Origin of the sequence: Azohydromonas australica DSM 1124, assembly GCF_000430725.1 — a bacterium.
GTDB lineage: Bacteria > Pseudomonadota > Gammaproteobacteria > Burkholderiales > Burkholderiaceae_C > Azohydromonas > Azohydromonas australica.
The window spans coordinates 87,080-104,055 of sequence record NZ_KE387215.1 but is presented as its reverse complement, the minus strand read 5'-3'; the positions used below and the strand labels follow the sequence as shown (position 1 = coordinate 104,055).

At 68.6% G+C, this 16,976-nt stretch carries 12 protein-coding genes and 2 tRNA genes; all 14 read left to right on the top strand.

The window, feature by feature from the left end:
* The first annotated feature begins 84 nt into the window (after window positions 1-84).
* The 14 genes from H537_RS0136595 to H537_RS47700 all read left to right on the top strand — a co-directional run bounded on the left by H537_RS0136595 (window position 85) and on the right by H537_RS47700 (window position 16,974).
* Window positions 85-663 (top strand): superoxide dismutase family protein, encoded by a 579-nt coding sequence (locus H537_RS0136595; RefSeq protein WP_029001833.1) that lies wholly within the window; start codon window positions 85-87, stop codon window positions 661-663.
* A 148-nt stretch (window positions 664-811) separates the two neighbouring features.
* Entirely contained in the window at window positions 812-1,282 is a 471-nt protein-coding gene (locus tag H537_RS0136590; protein ID WP_043461744.1) for a glycine zipper 2TM domain-containing protein, read from the top strand.
* 201 nt (window positions 1,283-1,483) lie between these two features.
* The gene (gene thrS / locus H537_RS0136585; RefSeq protein WP_029001831.1) at window positions 1,484-3,403 is read left to right on the top strand and encodes a threonine--tRNA ligase; all 1,920 of its coding nucleotides are present in this window, start codon (window positions 1,484-1,486) and stop codon (window positions 3,401-3,403) included.
* A 65-nt stretch (window positions 3,404-3,468) separates the two neighbouring features.
* Window positions 3,469-4,017 (top strand): translation initiation factor IF-3, encoded by a 549-nt coding sequence (infC, locus tag H537_RS47705; protein WP_084151222.1) that lies wholly within the window; start codon window positions 3,469-3,471, stop codon window positions 4,015-4,017.
* A 170-nt stretch (window positions 4,018-4,187) separates the two neighbouring features.
* Window positions 4,188-4,391, top strand: a complete 204-nt coding sequence (gene rpmI, locus H537_RS0136575) for a 50S ribosomal protein L35 (RefSeq protein ID WP_029001830.1) — start codon at window positions 4,188-4,190, stop codon at window positions 4,389-4,391.
* Between the two features lie 25 nt (window positions 4,392-4,416).
* Complete coding sequence (gene rplT, locus H537_RS0136570) at window positions 4,417-4,773, top strand: 50S ribosomal protein L20 (RefSeq protein ID WP_029001829.1); 357 nt, start codon at window positions 4,417-4,419, stop codon at window positions 4,771-4,773.
* Window positions 4,774-4,912: 139 nt separating this feature from the next.
* Window positions 4,913-5,956, top strand: coding sequence for a phenylalanine--tRNA ligase subunit alpha (gene pheS, locus H537_RS0136565; RefSeq protein WP_029001828.1), 1,044 nt, complete (start codon window positions 4,913-4,915; stop codon window positions 5,954-5,956).
* 15 nt (window positions 5,957-5,971) lie between these two features.
* Entirely contained in the window at window positions 5,972-8,395 is a 2,424-nt protein-coding gene (gene pheT / locus H537_RS0136560) for a phenylalanine--tRNA ligase subunit beta (RefSeq protein WP_029001827.1), read from the top strand.
* Window positions 8,396-8,412: 17 nt separating this feature from the next.
* Complete coding sequence (locus H537_RS0136555; protein WP_051244479.1) at window positions 8,413-8,775, top strand: integration host factor subunit alpha; 363 nt, start codon at window positions 8,413-8,415, stop codon at window positions 8,773-8,775.
* 96 nt (window positions 8,776-8,871) lie between these two features.
* Complete coding sequence (locus tag H537_RS0136550) at window positions 8,872-9,333, top strand: MerR family transcriptional regulator (protein ID WP_029001825.1); 462 nt, start codon at window positions 8,872-8,874, stop codon at window positions 9,331-9,333.
* 32 nt (window positions 9,334-9,365) lie between these two features.
* Window positions 9,366-9,442 (top strand) — tRNA-Pro (locus H537_RS0136545).
* A 276-nt stretch (window positions 9,443-9,718) separates the two neighbouring features.
* Window positions 9,719-9,795 (top strand) — tRNA-Pro (locus H537_RS0136540).
* A 138-nt stretch (window positions 9,796-9,933) separates the two neighbouring features.
* Window positions 9,934-10,773: a caspase family protein gene (locus tag H537_RS0136535; protein WP_029001824.1), complete on the top strand. Its 840-nt coding sequence runs from the start codon at window positions 9,934-9,936 to the stop codon at window positions 10,771-10,773.
* 21 nt (window positions 10,774-10,794) lie between these two features.
* Complete coding sequence (locus H537_RS47700; RefSeq protein ID WP_051244478.1) at window positions 10,795-16,974, top strand: DUF7379 domain-containing protein; 6,180 nt, start codon at window positions 10,795-10,797, stop codon at window positions 16,972-16,974.
* Window positions 16,975-16,976: the final 2 nt, after the last annotated feature.

Here is a 16,976-nt window from a genome sequence, read left to right as displayed (position 1 = left end):
CGCTTTCATGGGCATGCCGGCTGCAGGACCGTGCCGCGGTCGCGCTATCGTTGCGGCCTCATCCACGTTGGCATGGAGAACCTCATGAAGGTGTTGAGCTGGAGCAGGGTTGTGGGCTTGGCGGCGCTGGCCGCGGCATTGGCAGGTTGCGCCGGGCACGGCCGCGGCGGGCCGGAGGGCGCCATGGGCGGCCCCGGCGGTGGGGGCGGCATGATGATGCCCTCCGCGATGGCGACGCTCTCGCCCACGCAGGGCCAGACGGCCAGCGGCCAGGTGATGTTCCACGACATGGGCGGGCACTTGATGGCGCACGCGCGCCTCACCGGCCTCAAGCCCAACGCCGAGCACGGCTTCCACGTGCACGAGAAGGGCGACTGCTCCGCGCCTGACGCCACCAGCGCCGGTGGCCACTTCAACCCTGACAACCAGCCGCACGGCGGGCAGGACGTCGCGCACCACGCCGGCGACATGCCCAACGTGCGCACCGACGCCAACGGCAACGCGGACGTGCGCATCATGCTGCAGGGCGTTTCCGTGGGCGGCGCCACTGGCGACATCGTGGGCCGCGCGGTGGTGGTGCACGCGCAGCCCGACGATTACCGCTCGCAGCCCGCGGGCAACTCGGGTCCGCGCATCGCCTGCGGCGTCATCGCGCGGCGCTGAGCCGGCGCCCGGGGCGCCGACGCGCGGGGCTCTCCGGGGCCTCGGCGCGGCGGGCACAACAACCGGTTGCAGTTCGGCCATCAACCGGCCGTGGCCGCGGCGCGTTGCTTCCTTCAGGCGCGCCACGTTCCGGCGCGTGGAGCAACGAATGCAATCGAAGTGGGTCACCGTGGCGCTGTCCATGGCGGTGTTGGCGGGCTGCGCGCAGCAGCCGGTGGGGCGGGCGCCGGCTTATCCGTCGCCCGGCTATGGCTGGGGGGCGCAGCCCCAGCCCCAGCCCCAGCCGACCAGCGTGCAGTACGGCCAGGTCACGCGCATCGAGCGGGTGGGCGGCGAGGCCAGCGGCAGCGGTGCCGTCATTGGTGGCGTGGTCGGCGCGGTGGTGGGTCGGCAGCTGGGCCACGGTTCTTCAGGGCGCAATACCGGCACCGTGCTGGGCGCGGTGGGCGGCGCGCTGATCGGGCACCAGATCGAGCGCGGGCAGAGCGGCAACGGGGCCATTCGCGTGTCGGTGCAATTCGACAACGGCAGCGCACGCGCCTTCGATTACGCCGAGCTGGGCGACTTGCGCGTGGGTGACCGGGTCTGGCTGCAGGACGGGCAGCTCTACCGCTACTGATCTTGGACAGGGGTCAGGCCGACTGATTTAGAATCAGTGCCTTCCCCGAATCCAGCAAGAGCGAGAAAGGCACCTTGGTTATGACACCGCGAACTTCGACCTTCGCTGAGGTTTCGTAGTCGCTGCCGCGCGTCATTCCCTTGCCTTTTCGTTCCTGAAGCGCGGTCTCCCACCGCGCTTTTTCATTTCCGGAGTCCCCTGATGATCGCCATCCAGCTGCCCGACGGTTCGCGCCGCGAGTTCCCCGCACCCGTCACCATCGCCGAAGTGGCTGCCTCCATCGGCCCCGGCCTGGCCAAGGCGGCGCTGGGCGGGCGCATCGGCCACGGCAAGGAAGCCAGGCTGGTGGACCTAAGCCACCGCATCGAGCAGGACACGCCGCTGGCCATCGTCACCGACAAGGACGAGGACGGGCTGGAGCTCATCCGCCACTCCACGGCGCACCTGCTGGCCTACGCGGTGAAGGAGCTGTACCCGGAGGCGCAGGTCACCATCGGGCCGGTCATCGAAAACGGCTTCTATTACGACTTCTCGTACAAGCGCCCGTTCACGCCCGAGGACCTGCAGGCGATCGAAAAGCGCATGGCCGAGCTGGCCAAGAAGGACGAGAAGGTCACGCGCCGCGTGCTGCCGCGCGACGAGGCCGTAGCCTATTTCAAGGGCCTGGGCGAGGACTACAAGGCCGAGCTCATCAGCAGCATTCCGCAGGGCGAGGACGTGTCGCTGTACCGCGAGGGCAGCTTCGAGGACCTGTGCCGCGGCCCGCACGTGCCGTCCACGGGCAAGCTCAAGCACTTCAAGCTGATGAAGGTGGCCGGCGCCTACTGGCGTGGTGACCACCGCAACGAGATGCTGCAGCGCATCTACGGCACGGCCTGGGCCTCGAAGGACGACCTGCAGCAGTACCTACACCGGCTGGAGGAGGCCGAGAAGCGCGACCACCGCAAGCTCGGCCGCGAGCTGGACCTGTTCCACATCGACGACCACGCGCCGGGCGTGGTGTTCTGGCATCCCAAGGGCTGGACGGTGTGGCAGGAGGTGGAGCAGTACATGCGCCGCGTCTACCGCGACAACGGCTACCTCGAGGTCAAGGGGCCGCAGATCATCGACCGCTCGCTGTGGGAGGCCACGGGCCACTGGGACAAGTACCGCGACAACATGTTCACGACGGAGTCGGAGAAGCGCGACTACGCGCTCAAGCCGATGAACTGTCCGGGGCACATCCTGATCTTCAAGCAGGGCATCAAGAGCTACCGCGACCTGCCGCTGCGCTATGGCGAGTTCGGTCAGTGTCACCGCAACGAGCCCAGTGGCGGCCTGCACGGGATCATGCGTGTGCGCGGCTTCACGCAGGATGACGGCCACATCTTCTGCACCGAGGACATGATCCTGGACGAGTGCGTGGCCTACACGGCGCTGCTGCAGAAGGTCTACAAGGACTTCGGCTTCACCGACATCCTCTACAAGGTCGCTACGCGGCCGGAGGCGCGCATCGGCTCCGACGAGATCTGGGACAAGGCCGAGCAGGCGCTGATCGAGAGCCTCAAGCGCTCGGGCTGCGACTACGTCATCGCTCCTGGCGATGGCGCCTTCTACGGCCCGAAGATCGAGTACACGCTCAAGGACGCGCTGGGCCGGCAGTGGCAGTGCGGCACGATGCAGGTCGACTTCTCCATGGCGCAGCGCCTGGGTGCGGAGTACGTGGCCGAGTCCGGCGAGCGCCGCACGCCGGTGATGCTGCACCGCGCTATCGTTGGCAGCTTGGAGCGTTTCATCGGCATCCTCATTGAGCAGCACGCCGGCGCGCTGCCGGCCTGGCTGTCTCCGACGCAGGTCGTGGTGGCCTGCATCACGGACTCGCAGGCGGATTACGCGCAGGAAGTGGTGAAAGCGCTGCAAAAACAAGGAGTTAGGGCGCAGGCCGATTTGCGCAATGAGAAGATCACGTATAAAATCCGCGAGCACTCTTTGCAAAAGGTTCCGTTCATCCTCGTCGTGGGCGACAAGGAGAAGGCAAACGGGGCTGTTGCGGTGCGCGCCCGGGGCAACCAGGACCTTGGGGTGATGAGCTCGACCGACTTCAGCCAAAAGATCGCCGAGGCCATCGCCAACAAGGGCTGAGCGGCCCCGTTTCGCGTTCTGACCGATCCATGGCCGCCGCCTTCGGCTGACAAGAGGTTCCAACCATCGCTACTTTTTTCGACCGTCGCACTCCGAATGCCGAGCGCAAGCACCGGCTGAACCGGGAGATCATGGCGCCTCAGGTGCGTCTCAACGGCCCCAATAACGAGCCGTTGGGCATCGTGAGCATCCAGGATGCGTTGCGGATGGCCGGTGAGGCCGACGTTGATCTGGTTGAGATCGCTGCCACGGCTGATCCCCCGGTGTGCCGGCTGATGGACTACGGCAAGTTCAAGTACCAGGAGCAGAAGAAGGCTGCCGAGGCCAAGGCCAAGCAGAAGGTCATCGAGGTCAAGGAAGTCAAGTTCCGCCCCGGTACCGACGAAGGCGACTACGCGATCAAGATGCGCAACCTGCGCCGCTTCATCGCGGAAGACGGCGACAAGGGCAAGGTCACGCTGCGTTTCCGTGGTCGCGAGATCACGCACCAGGAAATCGGCATGCGCTTGCTGGAGCGCATTCGCGATGAACTCGCCGACGTGGCGGTGGTCGAGCACATGCCCAAGCTCGAAGGCCGCCAGATGATCATGGTGCTGGCGCCGCGGCGCAAGTAAGCGCCAGCACAAGCAGGGTTCGGCACCGTCGGTCTGGTCACCGGCGGTGCCAACGGTCCGATTGCCGGCGTTTTGGCGGCGATCGTGACACCAGAAGCCGTTGCGGGCCAACAAGCACCGCGGATGAGTTTTCCGCGGTCGCCCGCAAGGGTCACTTACAAGGAGCAGTCATGCCCAAGATGAAGACCAAGAGCAGCGCGAAGAAGCGTTTTCGCGTTCGTCCGGGTGGTACCGTGAAGCGCGGTCAGGCGTTCAAGCGCCACATCCTCACCAAGAAGACCACGAAGAACAAGCGCCAGCTGCGTGGCGCTGCCAACGTGCATGAGACCAACATGGGCCACATCGCTGCGATGCTGCCCTTCGCTGGCCTCTGAGCTTCAAGGTTAAAGGAGTAGAACCATGCCTCGCGTCAAACGTGGTGTAACCGCCCGCGCCCGTCATAAGAAGGTCCTGGCCCTGGCCAAGGGCTTCCGCGGCCGCCGCAAGAACGTCTTCCGCATCGCCAAGCAGGCGGTGATGAAGGCAGGCCAGTACGCCTACCGTGACCGCCGTGCCAAGAAGCGCGTGTTCCGTCAGCTGTGGATCGCCCGTATCAACGCGGCTTCCCGCTCGCTCGGCGTGACCTACAGCAAGTTCATGGCCGGCCTGAAGAAGGCCCAGATCGACATCGACCGCAAGGTCCTGGCCGACCTGGCCGTCAACGATCCGGCCGCCTTCGGCAGCATCGTCGAGAAGGTGAAGGCCCAGCTCGCCTGAGTCACGCCCGTGGCGGCCTGACCGTCCCGCGCGGCGGTCCGATCGCCGCGCGCTGTCCCGGTCCTGTCATGGACCGGACGCATCCTCTGAAGGCCGGCACCTGGTGACCGGCCTTTTTTATCGTCCTGTCCAGCATCCCATGAACGACCTCGATCCCCTGGTGTCGTCCGCGCGCGCCGACTTTGCAGCCGCCGCGACGCCGGCCGAGCTGGAGAACGCCAAGGCGCGCTACCTCGGCAAGACCGGCCGCCTCACCGACTTGATGAAGGGCCTGGCCGCGCTGCCGCCCGAGCAGAAGAAGGCCCGCGGCGCCGAGATCAATGCCCTGAAGCAGCAGGTCGAAGCCGCCCTCAACGCGCGTCGCCAGGCGCTGGCCGACGCGGAGCTGGAGCGCCAGCTGCAGGCCGAGGCGCTGGACGTGACGTTGCCCGGGCGCCGCCGCGGCAGCGGCGGGCTGCACCCGGTCTCGCGCACCCTGGAGCGCATCGAGTCCATCTTTGGCTCCATGGGCTTCGCCGTGGCCGACGGCCCCGAGATCGAGAACGACTGGTTCAACTTCACCGCGCTGAACACGCCCGCCGACCACCCGGCGCGCTCGATGCACGACACCTTCTACGTCGATGCCCGGGGCCCTGCCGGCGGCTACCTGCTGCGCACGCACACCAGCCCGATGCAGGTGCGCCACGCGGTGCAGCACGTCAAGGCGCATGCGGGCAAGGGCGTCGAGATGCCCGAGATCCGCGTCATCGCGCCGGGCCGCACCTACCGCGTGGACAGCGACGCCACGCACTCGCCGATGTTCCACCAGTGCGAAGGCCTGTGGATCGGCCGCAACGTCAGCTTCAAGGACCTGAAGGCGGTCTTCGCCGACTTCTTCCGCAACTTCTTCGAGACGGACGATCTGCAGATCCGCTTCCGTCCGTCCTTCTTCCCCTTCACCGAGCCCTCGGCCGAGGTGGACATCGCCTTCAGCAGCGGCCCGCTCAAGGGCCGCTGGCTGGAAGTCGCGGGCTCGGGCCAGGTGCATCCGAACGTGGTGCGCAACTTCGGGCTCGATCCGGAAGAGTTCATCGGCTTCGCCTTCGGCATGGGCCCGGACCGGCTGACCATGCTGCGCTACGGCGTCAATGACCTGCGCCTGTTCTTCGACGGCGACCTGCGCTTCCTCTCGCAGTTCAAGTAAAGGCTGAGATCGACCATGCAATTTCCCGAGTCCTGGCTGCGCGCGTTCTGCAACCCGCCGCTGAGCACTGCCGAGCTGGCCGACACCCTGACCATGGCCGGCCTGGAGGTGGAAGAGCTGCGCCCGGCCGCTCCCGCCTTCAGCCGCATCGTGGTGGGCGAGATCCTGGAAGCCGAGCAGCACCCCAACGCCGACCGCCTGCGCGTGTGCAAGGTCAACGCCGGCGAGTTTTCCAAGGACGGCCCGCTGCAGATCGTCTGCGGCGCACCCAACGCCCGCGCCGGCATCCGGGTGCCGCTGGCGCTGGTGGGCGCCGAGCTGCCCCCGGGCGAGGACGGCAAACCCTTCCAGATCAAGCTGGGCAAGCTGCGCGGCGTGGAGAGCCACGGCATGCTGTGCTCCGCGCGCGAGCTGCAACTGTCCGATGAGCACGGCGGCTTGCTGGAGCTGGCGGCCGACGCCCCCGTGGGCGCCGACGTGCGCGAGGTGCTCAACCTCGACGACACGCTGTTCACGCTCAAGCTCACGCCCAACCTGGCGCACTGCCTGAGCGTGTACGGCATCGCGCGCGAAGTCTCCGCGCTCACCGGCACGCCGCTGCAGACACCGCGCTTCGAGCCCGTGCCTGCGGCGCATGATGCGCGGCTGCCGGTGCGCATCGAAGCCGCCGACCTGTGCGGCCGCTTCTCCGGCCGTGTCATCCGCGGCATCAATCTGAAAGCCCAGACGCCGGCGTGGATGGTGGAGCGCCTGGCGCGTTGCGGCCAGCGCTCGGTCAGCCCGCTGGTGGACATCTCGAACTACGTGATGTTCGAGTACGGCCGGCCCAGCCACATCTTCGACCTCGACAAGATCCACGACAACTTGGTCGTGCGCTGGGGCCGCCAGGGCGAGCAGCTGAAGCTGCTCAACGGCAACACCATCGAGCTCGACGAGCAGGTTGGCGTGATCGCCGACGCGCAGGCGGTGGAGTCGCTGGCCGGCATCATGGGCGGCGACGCCACGGCCGTCTCCGACGACACGCGCAACGTCTACGTCGAGGCCGCCTTCTGGTGGCCGCAGGCGGTGGCAGGCCGCTCGCGCCGCTTCAACTTCAGCACCGACGCGGGCCACCGCTTCGAGCGCGGTGTCGATCCGGCGCTGACGGTGGAGCACATCGAGCACCTGACGCGGCTGATCCTGGACATCTGCGGCGGCCAGGCCGGCCCGATCGACGACCAGGTCACGCGGCTGCCCGAGCGCAAGCCCGTGACGCTGCGCGTGGCACGCGCAGCGCGCGTGATCGGCATGCCTCTCACGCAGGCGCAGTGCGCCGAGGTGTTCCGCCGCCTGGGCCTGGAGTTCAGCGAAGGCGAGGGCACGCTCACCGTCACGCCGCCGACCTGGCGCTTCGACCTGCAGATCGAGGAAGACCTGATCGAGGAAGTGATCCGCGTCGTCGGCTTCAACAACCTGCCCGATACGCCGCCGATCGCGCCGGTCACGGCCCATGTGCGCCCGGAGAACCAGCGCAGCACGCATGCGCTGCGCCACCTGATGGCGGACCTGGACTACCAGGAAACGATCAACTTCAGCTTCGTCGAGGAGCGCTGGGAGCAGGAGCTGGCCGGCAATGCCGACCCGATCCGCGTGCTCAACCCCATCGCCGCGCCGCTGGCGGTGATGCGCTCCAGCCTGTTGGGCAGCCTGGTGAACGTGCTGCGCTACAACCTGGCGCGCAAGGCGCCGCGCGTGCGCGTGTTCGAGATCGGCCGCGTGTTCCGGCGCGATGCCTCGGTGACCGACAGCGACACCAGCGTCGCTGGCGTGCGCCAGCCGCGGCGCCTGGCGGGCCTGGCCTTCGGCAGCGAGCACGATCTGCAATGGGGCCAGCGCGAGCGCGGCGTGGATTTCTTCGACGTCAAGGGCGATGTGGAAGCGCTGCTGGCGCCGCTGCAGCCGAAGTTCGTGGCCGACACCCATCCGGCGCTGCACCCCGGGCGCAGCGCGCGCGTGGAAATCGATGGCGTGAGCGTCGGCTGGATCGGCGAGCTGCATCCGCGCTGGCGCCAGGCCTACGAGCTGCCGCAGGCGCCGGTGCTGTTCGAGCTGGAGCTCGACGCGCTGCTGCACCGTCCGGTGCCCGAGTTCAAGCCTATCCCGCGCCAGCAGTCGGCCGTGCGCGACGTGGCGCTGGTGGCCCGTGAAGACCTCGGCCATGATGCGCTGATGAGCGTCATCCTCGACGACGACAGCGCCCTGGTGCGCTCGGCCAAGCTGTTCGATCTCTACAAGCCCGCCACGCCGGTGGCCGGCATCGAGGCGGGCGAGCGCAGCCTGGCAGTGCGGGTGGAGCTGCTCGATCCGGAGGCCACGCTCACCGATGAGCGCATCGACGCTGCCGTCGCCGCGCTGTTGCAGCGGCTGCAGCAGCGCCTGGGTGTGCGGCTGCGCGGCTGAGGAGGGGACGAAGGACCATGAACGACATCACCAATCCGCCCGAGTCCGTGTTGCTGCCCAGCATCGAGACGCCGACGCTGACCAAGGCCGAGCTGTCCGAGCTGCTGTTCGAGCGGCTGGGCCTGAACAAGCGCGAGTCCAAGGACATGGTGGAGGCCTTCTTCGACATCCTGCACGGCGCGCTGGTGCAGGGCCAGGAAGTGAAGCTCTCGGGCTTCGGCAACTTCAATATCCGCCGCAAGGCGCCGCGCCCGGGCCGCAACCCGCGCACCGGCGAGACCATCCCCATCAACGCGCGCAACGTCGTCACTTTCCATGCGAGCCACAAGCTCAAGGGGCTGGTGCAGGGCGATGCCGACGCCCACGACGACGCCGAGTGAGGGCGTGAGCGCGGACCGCCGGTCAGCCGGGCTGTTCAGCCGTTGCGCCGCTTCTGCTGAGCGCAGCGGCTGGGGCTTCCACATGGCTCCCCTGTGATGGACAAGACGCCGCCGCCGGACAAGGCCTCGCTGCCCGAAATCCCCGCCAAGCGCTACTTCACCATCGGCGAGGTCAGCGAGCTCTGCGGCGTCAAACCTTACGTGCTGCGCTACTGGGAGCAGGAGTTCTCGCAGCTCAAGCCCATGAAGCGTCGCGGCAACCGGCGCTACTACCAGCACCATGAGGTGCTGCTGATCCGCCGAATCCGGGACCTGCTCTACGAGCAGGGCTTCACCATCAACGGCGCGCGCAACCGTCTGGCCGATGAATCTCCGCGCGGCGCCGCATTGCGCGCCGCCTCCCAGGCACTGGCTGCGGAGCCGGAGCTGCTGGAAACGGAGGCGGTGGCCGAGGATCTGTCGGAATTCCCGCTGTCCACCAACGGCGGCCATGCCGATTTGCTGGACGAGTTGCGTGCGGAGCTTTTTCAGATTCGCGCGCTGCTTGACCAGAAATAGCAGATTGGTGTTATACTTTCAGCTTCAGTCGTCGGGGTGTAGCGCAGCCTGGTAGCGCACTTGCATGGGGTGCAAGGGGTCGCGAGTTCGAATCCCGCCACCCCGACCAAAAAAGCCAAAGCCCGGTGTCCACAAGACACCGGGCTTTTCGCTTTTGGCCAGGCATTGCAGGCGCGCCCCGCGCTGGCGTCCATGGGCAGCGCGTGCCGCCGTTGCGCAGCGAGGGCGTACGAGGGGCGCGGCAACCAGCGCCTGCCGGCGGTGGACGTGCACATGCCGCGCATGAGGACACAGTTGTGGTCGCAACCCCGAAGGTTGTGCGTGAAACCTTTTGCGCAGTTGAAGAACCGCATCTGAAATGCGGTATACTTTCAGCTTCAGCAGTCGGGGTGTAGCGCAGCCTGGTAGCGCACTTGCATGGGGTGCAAGGGGTCGCGAGTTCGAATCCCGCCACCCCGACCAAAGAAACAGCCGAAGCCCGGTGTCCACAAGACACCGGGCTTTTTGCTGTTTGCGCCATGACTTTCGCCAGTGTTTGCCTTTTTCGTCCCGTCCTAGTCTGACGCGCTCGGACAGGGCGTCCGGATTTGCGGAGGCGACATGGCAAAGAAGGCTTTGTGCATCGGCATCAATGACTATCCCGGCACCGGGATGGATCTCCAGGGCTGCGTCAACGACGCCCGGGACTGGGCCCAGGAGCTGCAGCAGCGCGGCTTCAGCGTGTCGATGCTGCTGGACGGGCAGGCCACCAAGGCGGCGATGGCTCAGGCCATGGGCAGCCTGATCGAGCAGGCCCAGCCTGGCGACCTGGTCGTCATCACCTATTCCGGCCACGGCACCTACGTGCCCGATATGGACGGCGACGAGGTGGACGGCCTGGACGAGGCGCTGTGCCCGTACGACATCCGCAGCGAGAGCGCACTCACCGACGACGAGATCCACGAGCTGTTCCTGCGTCGCCACTCAAAGGTGAAGCTGGTGCTGATCTCCGACAGCTGCCACTCCGGCACCGTCACCCGCGCGGCGCAGGACGTCGACGCCGATCCGCGCGCCACCCGCGCGCGATTCATGCCCATCGGCAACTGGATGGACGATGCGGCGCTGCCGCGCGGCGCCGGCAACACGCCGCTGCGGCGGCTGCCGCCGGTGCAGGGCGAAAGCCCGCTGGCCAAGCTGGTGGCGCGCCGCAGCGGCGACCTGCTGCTCTCAGGCTGCCAGGAGGGCCCGGACAACTTCAGCTACGACGCCTTCATCAACGGGCGTTTCAACGGTGCCTTCACCTACTACGCGCTCAAGGCGCTGCGCAGACTGGGTGCGGACGCGACCTATGCGACGTGGCACGAGGCCATCACGCCCGCACAGCTGCCGTCGGTGAGCTATCCGCAGGTGCCTCAGCTCGTCGGTGCCGCGGCGGCACGGCGTTCCAAGGTGTTCGGCTGAACGAATCGGGGAGCACGGTCCATGGCGCAAGTTCTCGAAGTCCAGGGGTGGGAGGCGGCGCGCAAGGTCCAGCCGGCATTCCTGAACAATGCAGGAAGATCCGCCGATGCCGGTGCGCGCGATGAGCTGCTGCCCGACGGCTTGGTGGAGGTGACCAGCGCCGTGCTCGTGGGACCGGCTTCGCGCGAGGCTGGCACGGGCGTGCCCGTGCGCACGATCGAGGCGGCGGACGGCGAGGTGCTGCTGCTGGAGCTGGAGGACGGCAGCACGCTGGTCACCAGCGCGGCGCAGTTGCGCGCCAGCCTGCAGCGCAGCCATCCCGAGTGGGTGACGGGCGACACCATCCGGCTCGACCTGCTCAACCAGGCCAGCGGCGGGCCGTCCCGCGGCCTGATGGGCGACGTGGCGAAGGCGGTAGTGAAGCGGGTGTTCACCGCCGTGCTGCGCGGTGACCTCGACTCGGGCGAGCTGTTCAGGAACGTGGGCGTCGATGCCGCGGTGCTGGGCTTGTCCTGGGCCGGCACCAAGGCGCTGATGCACGCCCTGGAAAGCAAGGCCGTAAAGAACGAGGGCTTGTGTGCATGGAGCGATGCCCAGGGCGGGACGCCCACGCTCAGGCCCGTGGAGACCGGCCATTTCGACAAGTACAAGGACGAGCGCATGCTGGTGTTCGTGCACGGCACGGCCTCCAGCACCCTGGGCAGCTTCGGCGACCTGCAGGGCGCCGACTCCGAGGCGTGGCCCGCGCTCAAGAGCGCCTATCCCGGCGGCATCTACGCGCTGGAACACCGCACACTTTCGGAAAGCCCCATCGAAAACGCCGTCGCGCTGGTCAAGGCGCTGCCGCGAGGCGCACGCGTCAGCCTGGTGTCGCATTCGCGCGGCGGGCTGGTGGCGGACCTGTTGTGCATCCGCGACTTCGGTGGCTTGATCGACGAGTACCGCCGCGATGCCGCATTCACGGGCCTGGGCAGCGCCGGCAGCGAACGCCGCCTGCCGCAAGGATCGTCGCTGGACGGTGAGCTGGAACAGGGCCACGCCGAGCAACGCGAGCAACTCATGAAGCTCGCGACGCTGCTGAAGGACAAGCAGCTGACCGTCGAGCGCTACGTGCGCGTGGCTGCGCCGGCCAACGGTACGCGGCTGGCAAGCGGCAACTTCGACCTCTTCCTCTCAAGCATCCTGAGCCTGCTGGGCTTGAGTCCGTGGTTCTTCGGCAACCCGCTGTACTCGGCTTTCAAGCGCGTGGTGCTGGAAATTGCAAACCGGCGCACCGACCCGCACATGGTGCCCGGCATCGAGGCCATGCTGCCGGACTCGCCGCTGGCGCGGTTGCTGCGCGAGGCACAGGTGCAGTCCGGCATCGCCATGGGGCTGATCGCCGGCGACGCCGAAGGCGGCAGTGCGCTGGCCCGGCTGGGCGTGCTGCTCACCGACTTCCTGCTCTTCGACCAGGTGGACAACGACCTGGTGGTGGACACGCCCGCCATGCTCGCCGGCATCGCGGCCCGCAGCGGTGCTCGGGCGCTGCTGGAGCGCAGCAGCGCCACCACGCATTTCCGTTACTTCAGCAACCTCGACACCCGATGCGCCTTGCGCGACTGGCTGGTGAGCGAAAGGCCCCAGGAGTTACCGGCCTTCGTGGACTTGCCGCAGGACCTGGCCACGCTGGAGGCCGAGCTCGAGCGTTCGCTGCAGGTGCAGACCCGCGACGCGGCGGCCCAGGCCGAGTGGCCCGTGGTAGTGGTGTTGCCGGGCGTGATGGGATCCACCCTGAAGGCCAACGGCGAGCGCATCTGGCTGGACCCGCTGCGGCTGCTGGGCGGCGGGCTGGAGCGTGTCGGCTGGGGCCGCAGCGGCGTGGAGGCCGATGCACTGCTGGCGCTGTCCTACGGCGCGTTGTGCAAGGAGCTGGCACGCACGCACCGTGTGGTGACCTTCGCCTACGACTGGCGCCAGCCGCTGGACGTGCTGGGTGACCGCCTGGGTAGCTTCCTGGAGCAACTGCTGAAGCAGCACGCCAAGCAGCCCATCCGGCTGCTGGCCCACAGCATGGGCGGTCTGGTGGTGCGCGCATGCATCTACCGCCGCCGCGCAGTCATGGACGAGCTCATGGCCCGCGAGGGCGCGCGCCTGCTCATGCTGGGCACGCCGCACCGCGGCTCGCACACCATGGTGCAGAACCTGCTGGGCAAAGGCAGCATGCTGCGCGCCCTGGCCGCCATGGACCATCGCCACACCCTGCAGGAGCTGCTGGACATCGTCGCGAAGTTCCGCGGCGCGCTGCAGTTGCTGCCGCCTGCGGATTTCGAGGACGAGTTCTTCGACCCAGGCAAGGACCCGCGCTACGACTTCCTGAAGAGCAGCACGTGGTCCGGGTTGCAGCCGCTGCTCAAGGACTTCTGGTTTGGCGACGGCCGCATGGCGGTGCCCGAGCAGGACGCGCTCACCGAGGGCAGCTGGCTGTGGCGCCAGGACAGCGCCGAGGCCACCGCAACGAAAAAGCCGCTCGCCTTGCCCAAGGAGTACGAGTCCAAGTCCGTCTATGTCTTCGGCGTGGCGTCCAACACCACCTGCGGCGTGATGGACGACGGCGGCCGGCTCAAGCTCAAGGGCACGACGCGCGGCGACGGCACCGTCACCTGGCGTTCGGGCCGCATTGGCAACGTCGGCCGCCACTACTACATGCCCGCCGAGCACGGCAACCTGTGCGACACGAGCGAGTATTTCGGGGCGCTGCTGGAGCTGCTGGTCGATGGCAGCACCACGGCCTTGTCCGAAGCGCCCCCGGTGGTGCGCGCGGCCGAGGCCGACGCGCCGCTGGTCTTCGACGCCGGTCCGCCGACGGTGCTGGGCGATGCGGCGCTGGCCGCCGCCGCCGTGGGAGGCAAGGCGCGCACTGCCCTCCAGCCGCGGCCCAGGCGCCAGCTGGAAGTGAGCGTGACGGCCACGGACCTGCGCTTCCTGACCCAACCGGTGCTGGTCGGGCATTTCGAGCTCGATCCGATCGCCGGCCCGGAGGCGCTGATCGACCGGGAACTGCTCGATGGCGAGCTCAGCCGCCGCCGCGCCCTGGGCCTGTACGCCGGGCCGCGCGGCACGGCCTCCGTGGTGCTGCGCGTGGCGCCGGTGCGGCCGCTGCGGCCCGGCATGGTGCGCGGCGCGGTGGTCACGGGGCTGGGCCGCTACGAGCAGCCGCTCAACGCCACCGACCTTGCCGAGGCGGTGCGCGCGGGCGTGCTGCGGCTGCTGCTGCAGCTGGCCGATTACCTCGGTCCGGACCTGGGGCAGACGGAGTTCGAACTGCCGCTGGCCACGCTGCTGATGGGCTACAACTCCAGTGCCAGCCTCAGCGTGGAGGCCTCAGTGGAGGCGCTGGTTCGCGGCGTGGTGGAGGCCAACGCGCGGTTCCACGAGAGCACGAAGCTGCGCCTGCGCGTGGGGCGGCTCGACGTCGTCGAGCTCTACCTGGACACCGCCATCACCGCGGTGTACGCGCTGCGCCGGCTGGCGCAGCCAGGCTCGGCGCTATCGGCGCTGGCCCAGCGGGAGGGCACTTCGCTGGTATGCCGCCGTACGCTGCGCCAGGGCCAGGGCATGCGCCAGCGCCTGTTCGACAACCACGCCAGTGCCTATTGGCCGCGCCTGATGATCACCGACGCCGAGGAGCCGCGCCGCGAGGCGGCGCTGCCGCCGCCCGGTACAGCGCTCACGCCTTGTGCGCAGGCGGCTGCGGGCCGACCGCGGCGCGGCGCGGCGATTGCCAACAGCCTGCGCTTCGTCTACGTGGGCCAGCGCGCGCGGGCCGAGACCGTGGTGCAGCAGCGCCAGCCCGGATTGATCGAGACGCTGGTGCGCCAGCAGATCGCCAATCCGCGCTGGGACGAGAACATCGGACGCATGCTCTACCAGCTCATGGTGCCGCACGACTTCAAGGAGGCGGGCCGGCAGCTGCAGCGCGTGGTGCTGGTGCTTGATGCCTACACCGCCAACATGCCCTGGGAGCTGATGTTCGCAGCCGACGAGCAGCCCGGCGCGCTCCAGGGCGCGCGGCGCCGACCGCTGGCGCTGCAGACGCCCATGGTGCGCCAGCTCGCCAGCGTGCAGTTCCGCCGCCAAGTGCGGCCGAGCGTTCAACGCACGGCGCTGGTGGTGGGCAATCCGTCGGTGGCAGGGTTCGAAGGCAACTTCTGCAACGGTGCCGAGCCCGCACGACCGCTGCCGCCGCTGCCAGGGGCTGAGAGGGAGGCCACGGCCGTGTTCCAGGCGCTCAGGGGCCTGGGCTACGAGGTCAAGGACGCCATCGGCGCCGACAAGCGTGCTCCAGACGTGCTGGCGCTGCTGCTGCAGCGGCCCTGGCGCATCCTGCACATCGCCGCCCACGGCGTGTTCGACATGCTGCACGTGGACGGCGGACGCCGCTCCGGCGTGGTGCTCTCCGACGGTCTGCTGATCACGGCGGCCGAGATCGGCGCCATGGAGTGGGTGCCGGAGCTGGTGTTCCTCTCCTGCTGCCACCTGGGCCGGATCGACAGCGAGGCCGACCGGCTGCGCGACGCCGAGCGGCTGCGCGACGCCAACAGGCTCGCCGCCAGCGTCGCGCGCGAACTCATCGAGATCGGGGTGCGCTGCGTCGTGGTGGCGGGCTGGGCCGTCAGCGACTCGCTGGCTCAGCAGTTCGGCGAGGCGTTCTACACCGAGCTGCTGCTGCGCCGGCAGCCCTTCGGCGACGCGGTGTTCAACGCCCGCCGGACCATCTTCACCGAGGGCCAGAGCGACATCACCTGGGGGGCCTATCAGGCCTATGGCGACGCCGACTGGCGCGCCGAGACCGCAGCCGACGGCCAGGCCACCCTGACCGATGGACCCGTGGCCAGCCCTGACGAGTTGCTCGACGAGCTGGCGGCGCGCCGCGCGGCCCTGGCGCGCCGCCCCGAGGCACTCACGCCGCAGGAGCAGGCGCAGCAGCGCCGCGCGATCAAGGCGATGCTCGACGAGCGCTGCCCGCAGGACTGGCGCAACCTGCCGTCGCTGCAGTCCAGTCTTGGCGCCACCTGGGCCGACTTGGGCGACTTCGAAAGTGCGAAACAGGCTTACGAGTGCGCAGTGCGGGCGGAGGACCTGCTGGGCCGCGTGCCCATCCGTGACATCGAGCAGCTGGCGAACATGGAGGCCCGGCTGGGTGAGCGCCAGGGCAAGCCCGAGCTGATCGAGCTCTCGCTCGAACGCCTCGCGAAGCTCGACCAGCTGGTGAGCGGCAACGGGAGCGCCGCACCGCGCGTCAACCCTGAGCGTTGTGCATTGCGCGGTGCGTCGCTCAAGCGGCTGGCGGGCCTGTATGGCAAGGGTGTGCTGGCAGCCGGCACGGCGGCCCAAGGCGCCCCGACCGGAAGCGAGATGGTGCGCACACTGTGGCGCAGTGCCGCCGCCTACCGCACAGGGGAGGGCCTGGGCGGACAGCGTGACTTCCGGCCCTACAACGCGCTCAACCGGCTGGCGTTGCAAGCCCTGCTGCTCAAGGCCGACGGCGGCGCTCCCGCCGTGTCCGCGGCTCCCGGCGCGGCCGGCACCGTGATGCAGGACGAGAAGGAAGTGCAGGCGCTGCGACAGGAGAAAGCCGAGCAGGCGCTGGAGCTGGCGGCTCTGTGCGAAACCGAGGCCCGCCGCGCCTTTGAAACCGAGCCCGATGCCTGGAACGCGCTCATGCCCATGGACGCGCGACTGGTACAGGCCCTCCTGGACGGTTCGCTGGATGACAGCGCCCCGGACGCACTGTCCACCCGGGAGCGGTTGCTGCAGGAGTACCGTACCGAGTTCCAGCGGCTGATGATCAAGCGGCGCGAGCTGGACTCGGTGCGGAGACACCTGTGCCAGCTGTCCCGTTTGGCCGATGCGCTGTACCTGTACAGCGGGAAAACCGCCCTGTGGCACGTCGCGGCCCACATGGTGGCGCTGGCGCAGGGGCTGGGCTCCAGCGAGTGCAAGCGCGCCGATGCGGTGGGCCCCGATCCGGATGCGCCGCCGTCACCGCCACCATCTGGCGGCCCGTCGTTGTTGTCCGGCGGCTCGGGCGCTGGCGAGCCCGGGGAAGGCGGCAAGGGCAAGGATGCGATGCCGGGTGAGGACGACCCCGGGCCGTCCCCGGCACCTGTGCAGGACGCAACGCCGGCACCGAGGGCGCGCAAGCGCCGCAAGCTCTGAGT